Raw genomic sequence first — 18,077 nt, 5'->3', positions numbered from 1 at the left:
ATTATCATGAACTTAAATAAAAACTTAAAATATATACTGGTTGCAACGATTGCTCTTTCTACAACAGGTTGTGAGAAATACCTGGATACAGTTCCTGACATGCGGTCGGAATTGAACTCTGTTGAAAAAGTTGCCGAGCTTTTAACATCAGCCTACCCTAAAGCCGAATACATCACCTTTACAGAACCAGCATCAGATAGCTCAGAAGATAAAGGTCCAAACGAAGGTACTGAAGATCCAACCAACACAGATCCATACATGTGGCAGGAAGTAAGAGATAGAGCACAAGGTTCGACAGATTTTTACTGGAATGCATGTTATACAGCTATTGCAGCAGCCAACGAGGCACTTAGTTATATTGACAAAAACATGAATGATCCTAAAGTCCATCCTTATAGAGGCGAAGCTTTAGTAGCACGTGCATATGCCCATTTTATGTTGGTAACACTTTATGCTACACCTTATGAGATTAATGGTGCAAATAATGCTCCTGGTGTACCATACGTAACTGCTCCAGAAACAGTTGTATTTGAAAAGTATAATAGAGGAACAGTAAAAGCAGTATATGAGCAAATAGAGAAAGATCTTGAAGAAGGTCTCCCTTTAATTAAAAATACGGCTTACAAAGTTCAGAAGTATCATTTTAACATTGCCGCAGCAAATGCTTTTGCAACTCGTTTCTATCTTTTCAAAGGTGATTATAACAAAGTTATAAAACATGCAGGTAATGTTTTTACAGGTGAAATTGTAGAGACAAGCTTACGTCCATGGAGTACAGAATATTTCTCATTAACACCACAGGATTTACGCGCCAGATTTACACAAACTACAGAAAAATCTAACCTTCTTTTAATAGAAACTGTTTCATGGTGGGCAAGAAGAGGTTCTCCAAGATTTGGTTTCGGTCAGAAATTGGCAGATGAGCTATTTAACCGTAGTAATGCTACTGGCAGAGTATGGGCACATAAATTATACTCATTTGGTGGTGCTCCTCATTATACCATGGCTAAGTGGAAAGAGCATTTTTCGCTTACAAGTGTAAACTCAACTTCAGGTATAGGTTATACCATCCTTCCTGCCTTTACTACAGATGAGGCACTACTTAACAGAGCTGAAGCTTATGTGAATCTGCAAAATACTGAGTTAGCCTTAAAAGACCTTAACAGCTTTATTAGTACCAGAATTGTGAATTTTAATCCTACTACAGATGCTTTAACCCTGGATAAACTTAAAGGTTATTACAGAAGTACTGATGAAAAAGAAGTATTGATTAAAGGTATCCTTGATTTTAAGAAAATGGAATTCATTACGGAAGGTATGCGTTGGTTTGATGTATTAAGACATAAAATGACAGTAAAACATAATATATTGGATATTAACGGGAAAGAGAAAATAGTTGAATTGGCTCCAGGTGATCCACGTAGATTGTTTCAATTACCAAAAGAAGTTGTCCTTTCAGGAGTAGCTCAAAATCCACGTTAAAAATAGGCAGACTTAAAATAAACATTACAAAAAGATATTTTATAATGAAAAAACTAATTAACTATATAGCTATCCTAAGTCTGGCATTGGCCTCTTGTAAAAAAGAAAGCCCACTAAATGCGGATATGGACAACTTTAACATTGATACTTACAAAAACGGGCAAATAGATGAATGGTTACAAAAGGAATACCTTAGCCCATTTAACATTGAAGTTTTATATCGCTGGGACCGTTATCAGCTAGCGCTGAATAAAGATTTGGTTCCGCCATTAGAACGCAATGTTCTACCTGCTTTGGAAACAGTAAAATCTATATGGCTTAGCCCCTACCTTGATATTGCCGGTAAGGAGTTTATCAAACCTTACGCACCAAAGCAAATTGTTTTAATTGGTAGTGCCGAATACAATAACGATGGGACCATTACACTTGGAACAGCAGATGCAGGAAGAAGAATTAACCTATTTATCATCAATAGTTTTCAAAAATCTAATTCAGCCAATGTAGAACAAATGATGCATACTATTCATCATGAATTTGGCCATATCCTTCATCAGAATTCACCTATTCCTGAAGATTTCCCAAGAATATCTCCTGAGTATGCAGCAAACTGGACAGCTAACGTAAATACAGCTAATGAAGCCAAAAGACTTGGTTTTATTTCCAGATATGCTAGAAGTAATGACAATGAGGATTTTGTAGAAATGATTGCATTTTTGCTGGTAGAAGGTCAGGATTGGTTTGATGCCTATGTAAATACTGCAGGTGAATTAGGAAAGCCGAGATTAAGACAAAAAGAGCAAATGGTGGTGGATTACTTCAAAACTGCATACAACATTAATTTCAGAGCACTACAAGCAGAAGTTAAAGTGGCTATTGATAGAGAAACAGGACGAACAACAAAATTTGCAGCCAACATGGCTAGAAATACTTATAGTAAAATGGTGGTAACTAAAACTGATGAAAATCAGTCAGCCACATTTACTGCGGCCTATACTTCTGCAGCTGCAGCTGTAAAAACAGCAAGTGCTGCACTTACTGTTGCAGATCAATTCGAATTTAGATTCGGCATGCTGGTTGGCAAACCGATTGCAACTCTGGTAATGACTGTAAAAAATGGTACTGTAAATGAAGAATGGTTTTTCAATTATAAAGTAACGGTTGTAGGAGATAAGGTAACTTTTGTACCGGACAATACAATTACAGGAGTGGAAACCGATAAAGGAACAAAATACAGACCCCAGTTAAAACCTTTGCTTGATATCATTGAACAAGCTTCAACAGCTGAATTTTTATCTCCTCAAAATTTAACAAAAGCAGGCTTTAAGGGTGAGACTAATGCCTCAAACTACTTTTACGGATCACTAATCAGATAGAATTATGAAAACAAAAATATTAAGCATATTCTGTTTAGCTCTGGCACTAAGCAGCTGTAAAAAAGGATCTGAAGATTTAATGATCGACGGAAAAATGCCAGAATTAAGATCACAAGAAAGTTTAGAAACATACGGAAAGACACTTACTTCAGCAAAAAATGGCTGGGCTGCCTATTTATTCACAGAAGGTGGTGGCGGATACGGTTTCTATATGGATTTCAATGACCAGGATCGTGTAAAAATGCTTGCCGAGATTGACGCTGATGCGTCTACAGATATCATGGAAAGTTCCTACAGGCTGAAAGCAATTATGGGACCTTCCCTATTATTCGACACCTATAACTACTTGCACTTACTTGCAGATCCAAACCCTGATATTATAGAAGGGACATCAGGAGTAGGTTTTAAATCTGATTTTGAATTTGAATTTTCTGCCATAAAAGGAGATACTGTAAAACTGATCGGAAAGAAGAGAAGAAGTGATTTATTTCTGGTGAAACTAAATGCAGAACAGCAAGATTTTTACTTAAAAGGAGGACTTAAACCATTAGTGTCTGAACTGACAAACTATTTCAATGTCAATAAGAACCTTTACATAACAGGCAATAATGAAGTAAGTAAAGTTCAGTTTTCTGTAAATATGGCCTTAAATGTAAAAAAAGCATTTTTTACATGGGTAGAAAATGGCTTGGTAAAAACAGCAGAGGCACCTTTTGCCTATACAACTAATGGCATGTTCTTTAATAAACCACTTGTTTTTAATGACATTGCTTTCAAAACAATAGAATGGAGTAAAACAAGGAATCAGCTTATAGCAACAACAACTACAGGTAAGCAAATTGAGATCTTAAAAGGTGATCTTCCAATCATTCCTTTACATATTTTGATGGGAACTGATCGATTTAAGTCTATTACTGTATTTTCTACCCCATTCCAAACCTGGTCACCAAGCTTTACAGCGATGCGTTCTACAATGTCTACATCACTAACGCTTAATTCCAGAAGATTGGGAAATATTAATTTCATTTTCAATGATGAAATTAAAGAAATGAAGATTACAGTTACGACGTTCAGAAGTATTCTTCCAACTGTTTCTGAATTTATTTATACCTACACTAAAACCGTAGACGGAACCTATGATTTTGAATTTGTGAATACCGAAGAAAGAACGGCGGTAATATTAAATGCTGTTCTACCTTTAACAAAAATCTTTAATGATCATAAATTTACATTAGATTATAAAATAGATCCGGTTCAAGGACAAGTGGGTAGTATAACAAGTGTTGATGATCCTAATTTTTATCTATCGGGAGAATTGAAATAATTAATTTATAACAAATGACAAAAGCGATTAAGTAAAGACTCCTCTTTACTTAATCGCTTTTTTTATATACATAGTAGCTAGTATTTCTGTTATAAAATAGTAAGATTAAATTCTTTTCTCTCTAATATCTGTCCATTTACAATAATCTCTATAAGATGTTTTCCTTTATAATGTTTGCGTGTAGTAAGATCTTTAAACACTTGATTTTTAGAAAACTTAATCGTTTGGTTTGGCAATAACGATACTTCCTTTAGTTTGAATACTTTTTTAGAATGTTCTCCAGAAGCTTTTACATAATGAATCGCATAGTCGACAACTAATTTTTGCACTGTAGACTTTAGACTACTAAGTTCAAACTCAAAATGCAAATTTTCACCTAGCTGAATATGCTCTGTACTTATTCTAAACTTATCAATACGCAGCTTTACATCTTTCTCAAAATTGAACAACGATAACGAATCCAAATTTCCTTTTTTTATAAGTGATCGACTTGCATGTTTGATGATCCATTTGGTATTTGGGTTGGTACCATCCCAACCTTTAACCAGATTCAACATATAATTAGTATTATCTTTAGAAATATCATTGAGGTGGTTAGCTACTGATTTTCTTACATAGGGCACTTCATCAGCTTTCAGTTTTTCCAGAATATCACTCGTTAACGAAGGCTTCTTGATTATTTCATCCAATTTAAATGACCAAGGTAAACGCGGTCTGCTCCCCTCCGAAGCTAATCTCCTCACATGTTCATTTTTATCTTCGGCCCATTGTTTCATCACTTTCAGCGTTTTTTCCAAATCAGTTTTCAGAAATTCCCTGATGCCAAATTCTGAAGATCCAAGTGAAGTAAAATCTCTAAGTGCCTCCATAGAAAGATCGAAGTGTTCTTTACCATAAAGTGCTACAAAATCAGGCAATACCAAGGCGGTATATCCGCGTCTTAAAAAAGGGGAAGCTTTATAAAGGACATCAACAGCTTTCTTAAAATCATTAGGTAGATATTGTTGCAGTACAATTGAAGTATTTCGAAGACGTCCATTTAGTTCCAAAGTATTTAAGTTGGATGTAACATTGTTTACAAAAGCATTTGAATTAAAGTTTTTATCGACATCTGCAAATACCCCAGCAAAATATTGGTAAAATTCGCGGTTGAACATCTCTTTTAATGGTTCCATCAGAAATTATATAAAAACGCATAAAAAACCGCCTAACATACTAAATATTAGACGGTTTCACTTAACAACTGTGCCCGAAGAGAGACTCGAACTCTCAAGGATTGTACTCCAACGGCTTCTGAGACCGCAACGTTTACCAATTTCGCCATCCGGGCATTGATACTAAACACATCCTTATTGGGTAGCAAATATAATATTATTGACGTCTTTTTAAGAATAGCAAATTCGCAAAACTGAATATTTTTCTCATTTTAAACCTTATCATCAGAGTTATCGCTTGATTATAAAAACTTTGCATAATTACATTTTTTACACTTATAAAGATTAACTGGTTTTTATTAACTTACGGCATATCTATTAATGTAAACTTATTCTATGAACTGGTTGCTGGTTAGTGAAATTGCTTATGTTTTCATATTGATTTTAGTTTGTCTACGCATTGTTTACGATACACGCAGTACAACAAAAACACTAGCCTACCTGCTTTTCGCAGTTTTTGTTCCTGTTTTTGGAATGATTTTCTACTTCTTTTTTGGAATAAATTACCGACACAGAAAAATGTATAGCAAAAAGCTATTTGAAAATGATGATTTAGCAGCTAAATTCCGAAGAGATTTACTTCAATACTCAGAAAAGACATACGAGGAAAATAACGCGGAAATCATTAGTAATAAAGAACTGGCATTTATGGTATTAAATGACTCTATGAGTCCTTTGACCTCTAAAAATGCAGTAAAACTACTATTAAATGGAGAAAATAAATTCCCTGAAGTACTAGAAGCAATCAAAAATGCCAAGCATCATATACATATAGAATATTACATTTTTGAAGATGATGAAATCGGCACTGCATTAGCTGAAGCAATGATTGCAAAAGCGAAAGAGGGGATAAAAGTCAGATTTATATATGATGATTTCGGAAGTAAAACCATTCGTAAAAAACTAGTTCCAAAGCTAATTGAAAATGGTGTAGAAGCATATCCTTTCCTAAAAGTACATTTTATATTACTGGCCAATCGTCTCAATTACCGTAACCACCGTAAGATTATCGTAATTGATGGTTACACATCATTTGTAGGAGGAATTAATGTAAGTGACCGATATATAAATGGTAATGGAAAACAAATATACTGGCGGGACACCCATTTACGTATAGATGGTCCTGGCACGCAATACCTTCAATATCTATTTATATGCGATTGGAACTTCTGTTCTGATAGTATTTTAGAACCTAACAGATACTTTTTCCCAGCCAACTCACAAAAAGCTGCTGAAGAAAATAAGATTGTTCAAATCGCAGCAAGTGGCCCAGACTCTGAGTCGCCCACTATTTTATTTTCTACCCTTCAAGCGATTAACCTGGCCACTAAAGAAATATTGATCACCAGTCCCTATTTCATTCCAGGTGAGAGTCTTCTTGATGCACTTAGCATATCTTCCTTAAGTGGAATTTCAGTAAAACTGCTGGTTCCGGGCAAATCGGATTCTACTCTGGTAAACTCTGCTGCCCGCTCCTACTATAATGACTTGTTAAAAGCAGGTGTTGAAATATATCAATACCAAAAAGGTTTTGTACATGCAAAAACCATGGTAACTGATAATAAGATAGCAATTGTAGGAACAGCAAATATGGATTTCAGAAGCTTTGACCTCAATTTTGAAGTAAATGCAATTGTTTATGATACAGAAATTGCCAGCGAATTAAGTGAAATATTTTACGATGATCTTAAAGATGCAATAAGAATAGACGCAGAACAATGGGCAAATCGACCTTTATACAGACAACTATTAGAAAAAGCAGCAAGGCTACTCTCCCCCCTGCTTTAATACAACAAGCTACCTATAACTTAAAAAACTACTACTTAATCAATAAACGATCAAAAGCAAGACTATCGCCATTAAATGCATTAAAGTCTACAACGTGATTGATACCGGAGATTTTTGCTTTATCAGAATGTTGCCAGAAATGCCATTTTGTATCACTACCTATTTTTAATTTAGGTTGATAATAGTGAGCGATCCATAATGGATATGCATCAAAATGCCCTTTAAGGTAATCTTTATAAAAGGATAATCCCGTATATAAAATAGGCTTAACACCTGTTTTCTTTTCGACATGATTTAAAAACTCGATAAGCTGAACCCTCATTTTTGAAGCAGGTACCCCATCGAGTTCTTCAATATCTACGACTGGAGGTAAATCACCAGTTTCAAATTTAACTGTCTGCAAAAAGAATTTCGCTTGCCATTCACCAGACTTCTGTGGTCTGAAATAATGATAAGCACCACAAATAACCCCTGCTTTAGGTGCCTCACGCCAGTTACGTTGAAAGTATGGATCTACCTTAAATACTCCCTCTGTAGCCTTTATAAATGCAAAATCAATCTTTACATCATCCTCTCTCATGGATTTAACCTGCTTCCAATCTATCTTTCCCTGATAATATGAAACATCAATACCATGAATACTATATCCTTTAGGGATTTTAATATCAAAACTGCGATAAGTACGGTAATTTGGATCTTCACCAATGTCTCTGATCCATCGCCATGTAGAGCTAAAACCCTTAATCACATATCCATAGTAGAATGGTGAAAGCAATACAAGTATCATGGCAGCAATTAAAAACTTAAGCCAGGTAGGCCATGATTTTTTCTTTACTACTTTTTTTCTTGGAACCGCCTTCTTACCTGGGCGACCAGACGCATCTGATTCGTAAGTTTGGCGAAAAGTGGGTCTTCTGGGAGTGGAGGTTTTCTTAGGTGCTGGCGGCATGATGTTGCAAAAATACACCTTTCAAGTAGCCATCCAAAATAAAAACACCAATGTTCCTGATCGACATACGCAGCATTTCTTCAAGGCTGCGAGGAGAGAGGGAATATTGGTGTTTTTATAAGAAGATTAAGCATCATGCAAAACGAACAATACCAAAGCAATTACTTGCTCAATTCTGCAAAATACTTATGGAACAAAGGCAACGTCTCAATTCCTTTATAATAATTATATATATCGTATTTCTCATTTGGTGAATGCAAAGCATCACTATCTAAGCCAAAACCAAATAAAACAGATTTTATACCCAATGAGCTTTCAAACAAAGCAACGATAGGAATACTTCCACCACCACGAGTAGGAATTGGTGCTTTACCAAATGAATCTACAATCGCTTTTTCTGCTGCGCGGTAAGCTGCACTATCTGTTGGCGTAACAACTGGCTCTCCACCATGATGTGCAGTTACTTTAACTTTCACGTAATCAGGTGCAATACTCTCGAAGTGTTTCGCAAAAATCTCTGAAATTTCTTCTGAGCTTTGGTTAGGTACAAGGCGCATAGAAATCTTAGCATTTGCTTTAGATGGAAGTACCGTTTTGGCACCCTCTCCTATATAGCCACTCCAAATTCCGTTCACCTCTAAAGTAGGTCGGGTTCCTGTACGCTCTAGTGTTGAATAGCCTTTCTCCCCCCACTCTGCTTTAATTTCCAGATCTTCTTTGTATTCATTCAAATCAAACGGAGCTGAATTTAATGCTTTTTTCTCTTCATCGCTTAGTTCAATTACCTTATCATAAAATGCAGGAATAGTAATGTGATTATTTTCATCATGTAATGAAGCAATCATCTTGCATAATATAGTCGCCGGGTTTGCTACCGCACCGCCATAAACACCAGAGTGTAAATCGCGATTAGGGCCAACAACTTCAACCTCCATATAAGCCAGACCTCTTAAGCCTGTTTCTATAGATGGGTTCTCCATACTGATCATTGAAGTATCAGAGATTAAAACTACATCTGCTTTCAATTTCTCCACATTAGCATTTACGAAAATACCAAGGTTTGCTGAACCTACTTCTTCCTCTCCCTCTATCATAAACTTAACATTACAAGCTAATGTATTGGTTTTCATCATCAATTCGAAAGCCTTTACATGCATGTAAAATTGTCCTTTATCATCACATGCACCACGTGCATAAATCTTTCCATCACGTACAGTAGGCTCAAATGGAGGTGTATGCCATAATTCCAAAGGATCTGCTGGTTGCACATCATAATGACCGTAAATTAAAACAGTAGGCAAACTTGCATCAACGATCTTTTCACCATATACTATAGGATAACCTGCAGTTTCGCAGATTTCAACATGATCAGCACCAGCATCTTTTAACTTCTGTGCAACGAAGTCTGCCGTATTAAGAACATCTTCTTTATATTTTGGGTCAGCACTAACCGACGGGAAGCGCAACAATTCAAATAGCTCATCTAAAAAGCGTTGCTTGTTGTCCTCTACATATTTTTTGATCTCTTGCATAACAAATTAGTTTGGACAAAGATACAAGCTTAAAGATAAACTGAGGTAACTAAACGACCTTAAATATTTTGTAACTTGGGCCTTATTATTACGTCAAAGCCCTTAAATGATAGACTTCACAAACGATACACTAGATATTGGAAATTTGCCTGAATATGAAGAAGCACCCTTAACTTCAGTAAGTAAAAAATACTGGAATGTTGTGGTAATCAACCTGATTATCTTACTTCTTATTCTTTTAGCAGGCTTAGTAGCGCTCTTGTATTTTTCTGCTGTATTCAGACCTTATATATATGTAATCGCTGGCGGCTACCTCGTATTTGCTGTTATTTTATTCCTGCTTTATAAAACAGATATCGGCAGACGTGGCTATGCGGTAAGGGAAAAAGATATTTTATACAGGAGTGGTATCATTGCGATATCCACTACTATTATTCCTTTTTCAAGAATCCAGCATATCGCATTGGATGAAGGTCTGTTTTCCAGGATGTACAATTTAGGACAATTGAGAATTTTTACCGCAGGTGGCAGCACCGGTAGTCTGCATATCCCTGGAATTGAGATTAACCAGGCAAGGCAGATCAAGGAAATCCTGATGAAACAGATTAACCTTGCTGAATAATGAATAAAGAAACCATTACACAGCATGATTTTTCGGTACCTCAAAAGCAATCCGCGTCAGGTATCATCGTCTTGTTTATCAACAGCCTTCAAAAAACAATCAGGGCAATATTTATACCCATCCTGCTGATCATCATCAAATCCAAAGACTCTGGTAATCTGGCTATGATCATCATTACCGGGTCTATAGTACTGGTGGTCATTTTAGCTGTACTCACTTATATCAGGTACCAGAAGTTCAGTTTTTTTTTGGACGAAGAAAAGCAGGAATTTGTGATTAATGAAGGTATTTTTAATAAGAGTACCCTTAGCATTCAACTCAATAAAATCCAGCAGGTAAACATCAATCAGTCGCTGCTACAGCAAATAGTCGGCGTGTATACCCTGGAAATAGATACCGCTGGAAGCGAGAAAAAAGAAGCGAATATCAAGGCTATTGACCATGCAACCGCATTAGAATTAAAACAAAGACTCTTAAGTGCAGCTTCAGTTCAGGAAGGGCCTGCCTCCGAACTTGATGCCTCAGGACAGTCTAATGTAGTACCAGCCCCATTTTTAAACTTAAGCCTACCTACCCTGTTAAAAGTAGGGATCACAACCAATTATGGTGCAAGCTTTGTATTGTTGGGTGGTTTTGTACTGGGTTTAATCCAACTTTTTAAAGATTACACTTCAGCATTTGAAATTGAAGACAACAAGATTGAACAGGTATTGAACCGTGGGTTTTCATTCTTTTCCATATGCATACTCATTTTGTTTGCCATCCTCCTGGTCCTGACCACGAATGTCACCAGAACCCTGATCAAATATTTTAATTTTCAGATAGCCAAACAAAAAAATGCACTTGCGATCAGTTCGGGTCTGTTTACCCGAAAAAACGTATTACTAAAACCAAATAAGGTTCAGCTATTTGCCTATAGTCAGAATTTTTTCCAGAAAAGATTTAACCTGTTGAATATAAAGATCAAACAGGCGACTTATGAAACAGCTGACAAAGAAGAACATAAAAAAACGGATATAGAAATCCCGGGATGTGATGCAACAGAACGTGATGAGATTCTCAAAATGATCTACCAGCAAATCCCTCCCGCAGGAATCAAATTATTACCCAATTATAGGTTTATTTTCCTGCAGATAATACTATGGATTGTTATCCCGTTATTGATTTTCCTGAGCACAGTATTATTTTTTCATCCGGCTTTACGGCAATACCTGATATTAACGATACCATATATTATCGTGGCCTCAACTATGCTCTACTTCGAGTTTAAACGTCATCGTCTTTATGTAAACGAGGATTTCATCGTTAAACGAAGTGGAATATGGGATGTAGAACATGAAATTATCGAGCCACATAAAATACAAGCCATCACTTCAAGACAGTATTTCTGGCATAAAAAGGCCGATGTAGGGCATTTGATTTTACATACAGCCGCCGGATTAATCCATTTTAAGTATGGTAACTATACGAGAATTAACCACTTGGTCAACTTCTGGACCTATAAGATAGAAAGTACCCAAAAGGACTGGAACTAACCTCGAAGACCGGTGCAGTATTTTACCAACATATATCATTAAAAGCGTGGAATTTCTTAAATTTGCCATTTAGAATTGAAATATACCACAACAGCATACTTAAATAGCAGAAACGGATTTTGGATTATTTAGCAGGTTTAAACCCCCAACAACGCGCAGCAGTAGAAAACACACAAGGCCCGGCAATGATCGTAGCGGGTGCAGGCTCCGGAAAGACAAGGGTGATCACCTACAGGGTGGCGCATTTGATTGAAAAAGGAGTAGATCCCTTTAATATACTTGTACTGACATTTACTAACAAAGCATCGAAAGATATGCGTGAACGTATCTCTAAGGTAGTAGGTGCAGAAGCTAAAAACATCTGGATGGGTACTTTCCACTCTGTATTTTCAAAAATATTAAGGGTTGAAGCAGAAAAAATTGGCTATCCTTCCAATTTCACTATTTATGATACCGATGATAGTAAGAGCCTGATCAGGACTATTTTACGAGAAATGCAGTTGGATGATAAATTATACAATGCAAACTTTGTTTACAACCGCATATCATCAGCAAAAAACAACCTAGTTTCTCATGTAGAATACATGGAAAATGCAGAAATCCAGGCAGAGGATATCAGTAATAAAAGACCTTTAATAGGGGTAATTTATGAAACTTATACCAAACGCTGTTTTAAAGCCGGGGCAATGGATTTCGACGATTTGCTCTTTAAAACTAATGTTCTGCTGAAAACTCACCCTGATGTACTGAATAAATACCAGCAAAAATTTAAATATCTGATGGTAGATGAGTATCAGGATACCAACTTTTCTCAGTATACAATTGTTAAAAAACTGGCAGCAGCTTATCAGAATATATGCGTGGTAGGTGATGATGCACAAAGTATATATGCATTTAGGGGTGCGAACATTCAAAATATATTAAATTTTGAACGCGATTACCCTGATCTGAAAGTATATAAACTGGAGCAAAATTACCGCTCAACACAAAACATTGTTAAAGTAGCGAATAGTATCATTGCTAACAACAAGAATCAATTGGAGAAGAATGTATTCTCTGATAATGAATCTGGTGATCATATCAAGGTGCAGCGTGCATTTACAGATAATGAAGAGGGTAAAATTGTAGCAGACTCAATTGTTCAAGATCGTACGACGAAGGGTTATAACTATAATGATTTTGCCATTCTGTATAGAACAAATGCCCAATCAAGGGCAATGGAGGAAGCTTTAAGAAAGCTAAATGTACCATATAAAATATATGGTGGTCTATCTTTCTACCAGCGTAAAGAAATTAAAGATTTAATCGCTTATTTCAGATTAACTTTTAATCCGGCAGATGAAGAGGCCATAAAAAGGGTGATTAATTACCCGAAAAGAGGTCTTGGAGACACTACAGTAGAGAAAATTAGCGTAGCTGCCGATCAACACAATATTACAATGTGGCAGGTGATCTGCAATCCTCAACAATATATACCTGGTCGTATTGCAAATCAGCTAAATGATTTTGCAGTCATGATTCAGAGTTTTGCTGCAGAGTCAAAAAAACTTGATGCATACGAAACAGCCTTATATATTGCTCAGCATTCGGGAATTTTAAAAGAACTACATGCAGATCAATCTGAGGAAGGTCGTGGCAGACATGAGAATATCCAGGAATTACTAAATGGTATTAAGGAATTTGGTGAACGTGAGGATATTGAAGATCGTAGTCTGGCCGTTTTTATGCAGGATATTGCCCTGTTAACGAACGATGATAAAGCGGATGATAAAAATAAAGACACCGTTTCTCTAATGACCATTCACTCCTCTAAAGGTCTGGAATTCAAAAACGTATACGTAGTGGGATTGGAAGAAAACCTGTTCCCTTCGCAGATGTCGCTCAACTCAAGAACTGATCTGGAAGAAGAGCGCAGGCTATTTTATGTTGCTGTTACACGTGCAGAAAAGAAACTGACGCTTACCTACTCTACCTCTAGATATAGATGGGGTAGTCTTACCAATTGTGAGCCAAGTCGCTTTATTGACGAGATAGATGCCCGCTTCCTTGAAATTGAAATAGCAAAACCTGCAAAAAGCAGCTTAGGTGAAAACAGCTTTAATGATGAAAGACGTACCTGGACACAACAGCGTGACACTTTTAGTAAGCCAAAACCAGCTTCTTCAGGCTCAACTGGCACGGTGAGTGCGCCAAGGCCGAAAACCACATCAATGCTTCCAAAAGCACACGTGCCAACTCCTGGCTTTACTCCAGATGCGGCAAATGCTTTTCAGAACGGCATGGATGTAGAGCATGAAAAATTTGGTTTCGGAAAAATTATTAGCCTGGAAGGTACTTTGCCCGACGTAAAAGCTACTGTATTTTTCCAGGGGCTGGGTAATAAGCAATTGCTATTAAAATTTGCTAAGTTGCGAATTGTTAAATAAGCCTTATATTTACAGAACTTAAGGGCGTTTTTTTATTGCCTAACAAAATAAAAACATTGATTATAATATAATAAAACTGGCTTTTTTCGTTATTTCTTGAATAACTATGTCAGTTTTTAATGGTTCTGATTATGTGATTAATAGATGATATTGGTCATAAACAGCAGAACCGCATTGAGTTTAAAAGCAAATAATAAGCTCAAGATAGTCTCAGAACAAAAGAGAAAATAAAAGTATTAACGAAAACATATAGATGAATTTCGAATATAACACCACAAGAAGCGAGTTGATATTGGCCGAATATGGCCGTAATGTACAAAATATGGTAAAGTACATTATTGACCTTCCCGATCTTGAAGAACGCAACAAATATGCTCAGGCAGTGATAGACCTGATGGGTTTTTTAAACCCTCATTTAAGGGATGTAGCTGATTTTAAACATAAACTGTGGGATCACTTACATATCATTTCAGGCTATAAGATAGATGTGGATAGTCCTTACCCTAAACCTACTCCTGAAGGTGCATTGGTGAAACCGCAACATATCGGTTATCCTCAACAAAGAATTACCTATAAACATTATGGTAAAACTGTTGAAATGATGATTGAAAAAGCCAAAGCTGTAGAGGAACCTGAACGCAGAGCAGCTATGGTACAGGGGATAGCTAATTTCATGAAAATGGCTTATGTTACCTGGAATAAAGACAGCGTAGCCGATGAAACAATACTAAAAAATCTTCGCGAATTATCAGGTGGACAACTTCAACTTGATGAAAACATTAACCTGAATAAGGTTGAGTTTAAACCAGTAGTTTCCAGACCATCTAATAACAATAACCGCGGAAGAAATAACAACAACGGTAAAGGCAGACAAAACAACAACAATCGTCCTGCCCGTAATAATAACGCTAAACAGCGTCATTAATTTATACTCGTTTTTTATCATCCATACACCTTACGAATAACATGAACGCATTTGAAATAATTGGCGGTAAGAAATTAAAGGGCGAAATCCAACCTCAGGGAGCAAAGAATGAAGCCTTGCAAATTATTGCCGCAGTTTTATTAACTGACCAGAAGATTACCATCAGCAATATCCCTGATATTAAAGATGTTAACAAACTTATCGAACTACTGGGAGATATGGGTGTTAAGATTGAACGCCTGAACAAAGACACTTATACTTTTGAAGCTAAAGATATTAATCTTGAATTTTTCCAATCAGATATATTTAAGAAAAAAGGAGGAGGATTAAGAGGCTCAATCATGATCGTTGGTCCTTTGCTAGGCCGTTTTGGTAAAGCAGCTATCCCTAAACCTGGAGGTGATAAAATAGGTCGCCGCAGATTAGATACCCATTTTATTGGATTTGAAAAACTAGGAGCTAAGTTTGTGTACGACAGCAAAAAAGAGTTTTTCAATGTAGATGCAACCAACTTACAAGGTGCTTATATTCTGCTTGATGAAGCATCTGTAACTGGTACAGCGAACATCGTAATGGCAGCCGTACTTGCCAAAGGAACAACTACTATTTACAATGCTGCCTGCGAACCATATCTACAACAATTGTGTAAAATGCTTAATCGCATGGGCGCAAAAATTTCTGGTGTAGGTTCAAATCTTCTAACCATAGAAGGTGTTAGCAAACTAGGTGGAACGGAGCATAGGATGCTTCCTGACATGATAGAAATAGGTTCTTTTATTGGCTTGGCAGCGATGACAGAGTCTGAAATTACGATTAAAAACGTATGCTATTCAGAGCTTGGTGTAATCCCTGATGTATTTAAAAAACTGGGAATCAAATTTGAATTAAAAGGTGATGACATTTATATCCCTTCTCAAAAGCACTATGTAATTGAATCATTTATAGATGGTTCCATGCTAACTATAGCTGATTCTCCATGGCCTGGCTTTACACCAGATCTACTGAGTATTGTACTGGTTGTAGCTACACAAGCCAGAGGAAATGTATTGATACATCAGAAAATGTTTGAAAGCAGATTATTCTTTGTAGATAAACTAATTGACATGGGTGCACAGATTATTCTTTGCGATCCACATCGTGCTTCGGTAAACGGAATTGATAAAAAGTACAAATTAAGAGGAATCAGCATGACTTCTCCTGATATTAGAGCTGGTGTTTCTTTATTAATTGCAGCTTTGTCAGCCGAAGGAAAGTCGACCATCTTCAATATAGAGCAAATTGAGCGTGGATACCAGGATATTGACACACGTTTACGTGCCTTGGGTGCAGACATTAAACGTGTAGAAGCATCTGCTCCTACTCATTAATGCAATAAAATATTCCAATAAAAAACCCCAAAAAGCGCATAACTTCTTGGGGTTTTTCAATTCTAAGCTTCTTTATTTAACCAGAAATTGCATTGATAATATCATACTGAGTAATAATCTCAATTTTCCCCTGCTCATCTTCAACAAGAACTGCACTATTCTCTTTATTGATTAAAGAAGAAATTCTATCTATAGAAGTATTCATATCTACAAATGGAAATCCGGCAGACATAATCTGTTCTACAGGAGCTGATTTTAGTGATGGATTTTCAAGTAAAGCTTTTAAAATATCCCCTTCCGCTAATTTACCTACTACCATTCCTTTCTGTGTAACAGGTATTTGAGAGATATTTAAACTGTTCATATTATTAATAGCTTCAAGAATAGTCTTTTCACAATCAATAGTGATGATCTCTGTATTTTCCTTCTTCGCGATGATTGAACGAGCAGTTAATTTCTCATCTTTAAGGAAACCACGCTCTCTTAACCAATCCTCATTGTACATTTTACCCATATACCGACTACCATGATCATGAAATATCACTACAACAACATCTTCGGGTTTTAATTTATCTTTTAACTGCAGTAACCCTGCAATAGCTGAACCTGCTGAATTACCCACGAAAATTCCTTCTTTACGGGCAATATCACGGGTCATTAATGCGGCATCTTTATCTGTTACCTTTTCAAAGAGATCAATAATGTCAAAATCTACATTTTTTGGTAAGAAATCCTCGCCAATTCCTTCAGTGATATAAGGGTAAATTTCATTTTTATCTAAAATACCAGTTTCCTTGTATTTCTTAAACACCGAACCGTAAGTATCTATGCCCCAAACCTTAATATTAGGGTTCTGCTCTTTTAAATACCTTCCAGTCCCAGAAATCGTACCGCCGGTACCAACCCCTACCACAAGATGGGTAATTTTTCCTTCAGTCTGCTTCCAGATTTCAGGGCCAGTCTGCTCGTAATGTGCCTTCGAATTTGCGAGATTATCATATTGATTTGGTTTCCAGGAATTTGGAACCTCACGTTCTAAGCGTGAAGAAACAGAATAGTAAGAACGTGGATCTTCAGGCTCTACATTTGTAGGACATACGATAACCTCAGCACCAAAAGCCCTTAAAGCATCTACTTTCTCCTTGGATTGCTTATCTGTAGTTGTAAAAATACACTTGTATCCTTTAATAATAGCCGCCATAGCTAGTCCCATGCCCGTATTACCGGATGTTCCTTCTATAATAGTGCCACCAGGTTTTAGCAATCCACTCTTCTCTGCTTCCTCTATCATCTTTACAGCCATACGATCTTTTATAGAATTGCCCGGATTGGTTGTTTCAATTTTAGCCAGCACAGTTGCAGGAATTTCCTTAGTAATGTTATTCAATTTCACCAATGGCGTATTGCCAATAGTTTCCAAAATATTATTATACCACATATGGCAAAAATACAGATTGAAGATTGGAATTTTACATATAAATAAATATTCAAAATATAATATCAATATAACTCATTTTATAAAATTATATTTTAATCTAGT

Annotated in this window: 13 protein-coding genes and 1 tRNA gene; 9 read left to right on the top strand and 5 right to left on the bottom strand. The window is 36.3% G+C overall.

The features are described 5' to 3' along the window. The first annotated feature begins 6 nt into the window (after positions 1 to 6). Genes WC623_RS08300 through WC623_RS08290 form a run of 3 tightly spaced genes read left to right on the top strand, consistent with a single transcriptional unit; the run spans position 7 to position 4,179 of the window. On the top strand, positions 7 to 1,482 hold the full coding sequence (locus WC623_RS08300; RefSeq protein ID WP_372849858.1) for a RagB/SusD family nutrient uptake outer membrane protein: 1,476 nt from the start codon (positions 7 to 9) through the stop codon (positions 1,480 to 1,482). A 44-nt stretch (positions 1,483 to 1,526) separates the two neighbouring features. Next, on the top strand, positions 1,527 to 2,855 hold the full coding sequence (locus WC623_RS08295; protein WP_372849856.1) for a putative zinc-binding metallopeptidase: 1,329 nt from the start codon (positions 1,527 to 1,529) through the stop codon (positions 2,853 to 2,855). 4 nt (positions 2,856 to 2,859) lie between these two features. Then, the gene (locus WC623_RS08290; protein ID WP_372849854.1) at positions 2,860 to 4,179 is read left to right on the top strand and encodes a DUF4302 domain-containing protein; all 1,320 of its coding nucleotides are present in this window, start codon (positions 2,860 to 2,862) and stop codon (positions 4,177 to 4,179) included. A gap of 89 nt (positions 4,180 to 4,268) precedes the next feature. Here the strand turns inward: WC623_RS08290 and WC623_RS08285 are convergent, their stop codons facing one another. Both WC623_RS08285 and WC623_RS08280 read right to left on the bottom strand, forming a co-directional pair. Continuing rightward, positions 4,269 to 5,354: a DNA alkylation repair protein gene (locus WC623_RS08285; protein ID WP_372849852.1), complete on the bottom strand. Its 1,086-nt coding sequence runs from the start codon at positions 5,352 to 5,354 to the stop codon at positions 4,269 to 4,271. A 71-nt stretch (positions 5,355 to 5,425) separates the two neighbouring features. After that, a tRNA-Leu gene (locus tag WC623_RS08280) sits at positions 5,426 to 5,509 on the bottom strand. 220 nt (positions 5,510 to 5,729) lie between these two features. Between WC623_RS08280 and cls the strand changes: the two genes are divergently transcribed. Next, complete coding sequence (gene cls / locus WC623_RS08275; protein WP_372849850.1) at positions 5,730 to 7,181, top strand: cardiolipin synthase; 1,452 nt, start codon at positions 5,730 to 5,732, stop codon at positions 7,179 to 7,181. 31 nt (positions 7,182 to 7,212) lie between these two features. On the opposite strand, the gene WC623_RS08270 is transcribed toward cls, so the two are convergent. Together WC623_RS08270 and WC623_RS08265 are read right to left on the bottom strand one after the other, a co-directional pair. Next, positions 7,213 to 8,130 (bottom strand): glycoside hydrolase family 25 protein, encoded by a 918-nt coding sequence (locus tag WC623_RS08270; RefSeq protein WP_372849848.1) that lies wholly within the window; start codon positions 8,128 to 8,130, stop codon positions 7,213 to 7,215. 161 nt (positions 8,131 to 8,291) lie between these two features. Further along, positions 8,292 to 9,662 (bottom strand): dipeptidase, encoded by a 1,371-nt coding sequence (locus WC623_RS08265; protein WP_372849846.1) that lies wholly within the window; start codon positions 9,660 to 9,662, stop codon positions 8,292 to 8,294. A gap of 106 nt (positions 9,663 to 9,768) precedes the next feature. Here WC623_RS08265 and WC623_RS08260 point away from each other — a divergent pair, with 106 nt between their 5' ends. The 5 genes from WC623_RS08260 to murA all read left to right on the top strand — a co-directional run bounded on the left by WC623_RS08260 (position 9,769) and on the right by murA (position 16,537). Next, positions 9,769 to 10,284: a PH domain-containing protein gene (locus tag WC623_RS08260; RefSeq protein ID WP_372849844.1), complete on the top strand. Its 516-nt coding sequence runs from the start codon at positions 9,769 to 9,771 to the stop codon at positions 10,282 to 10,284. Continuing rightward, positions 10,284 to 11,819: a PH domain-containing protein gene (locus WC623_RS08255; protein WP_372849842.1), complete on the top strand. Its 1,536-nt coding sequence runs from the start codon at positions 10,284 to 10,286 to the stop codon at positions 11,817 to 11,819. The genes WC623_RS08260 and WC623_RS08255 overlap by 1 nt, the downstream gene beginning before the upstream one ends. Positions 11,820 to 11,938: 119 nt before the next feature. Further along, entirely contained in the window at positions 11,939 to 14,245 is a 2,307-nt protein-coding gene (locus tag WC623_RS08250) for an ATP-dependent helicase (RefSeq protein ID WP_372849840.1), read from the top strand. A gap of 253 nt (positions 14,246 to 14,498) precedes the next feature. Further along, positions 14,499 to 15,170 (top strand): DUF4290 domain-containing protein, encoded by a 672-nt coding sequence (locus WC623_RS08245; RefSeq protein ID WP_372849838.1) that lies wholly within the window; start codon positions 14,499 to 14,501, stop codon positions 15,168 to 15,170. Between the two features lie 41 nt (positions 15,171 to 15,211). After that, positions 15,212 to 16,537: a UDP-N-acetylglucosamine 1-carboxyvinyltransferase gene (gene murA / locus WC623_RS08240; protein ID WP_372849836.1), complete on the top strand. Its 1,326-nt coding sequence runs from the start codon at positions 15,212 to 15,214 to the stop codon at positions 16,535 to 16,537. Between the two features lie 76 nt (positions 16,538 to 16,613). On the opposite strand, the gene WC623_RS08235 is transcribed toward murA, so the two are convergent. Next, a complete protein-coding gene (locus tag WC623_RS08235) occupies positions 16,614 to 17,975 on the bottom strand; it encodes a pyridoxal-phosphate dependent enzyme (protein WP_372849834.1) in 1,362 nt (453 codons plus the stop codon). Positions 17,976 to 18,077 lie beyond the last annotated feature (102 nt).

Origin of the sequence: Pedobacter sp. (genome assembly GCF_041645105.1) — a bacterium.
GTDB lineage: Bacteria > Bacteroidota > Bacteroidia > Sphingobacteriales > Sphingobacteriaceae > Pedobacter.
Note: the sequence above shows the minus strand (reverse complement) of the source record. Positions and strands in the feature narration are given on the sequence as shown.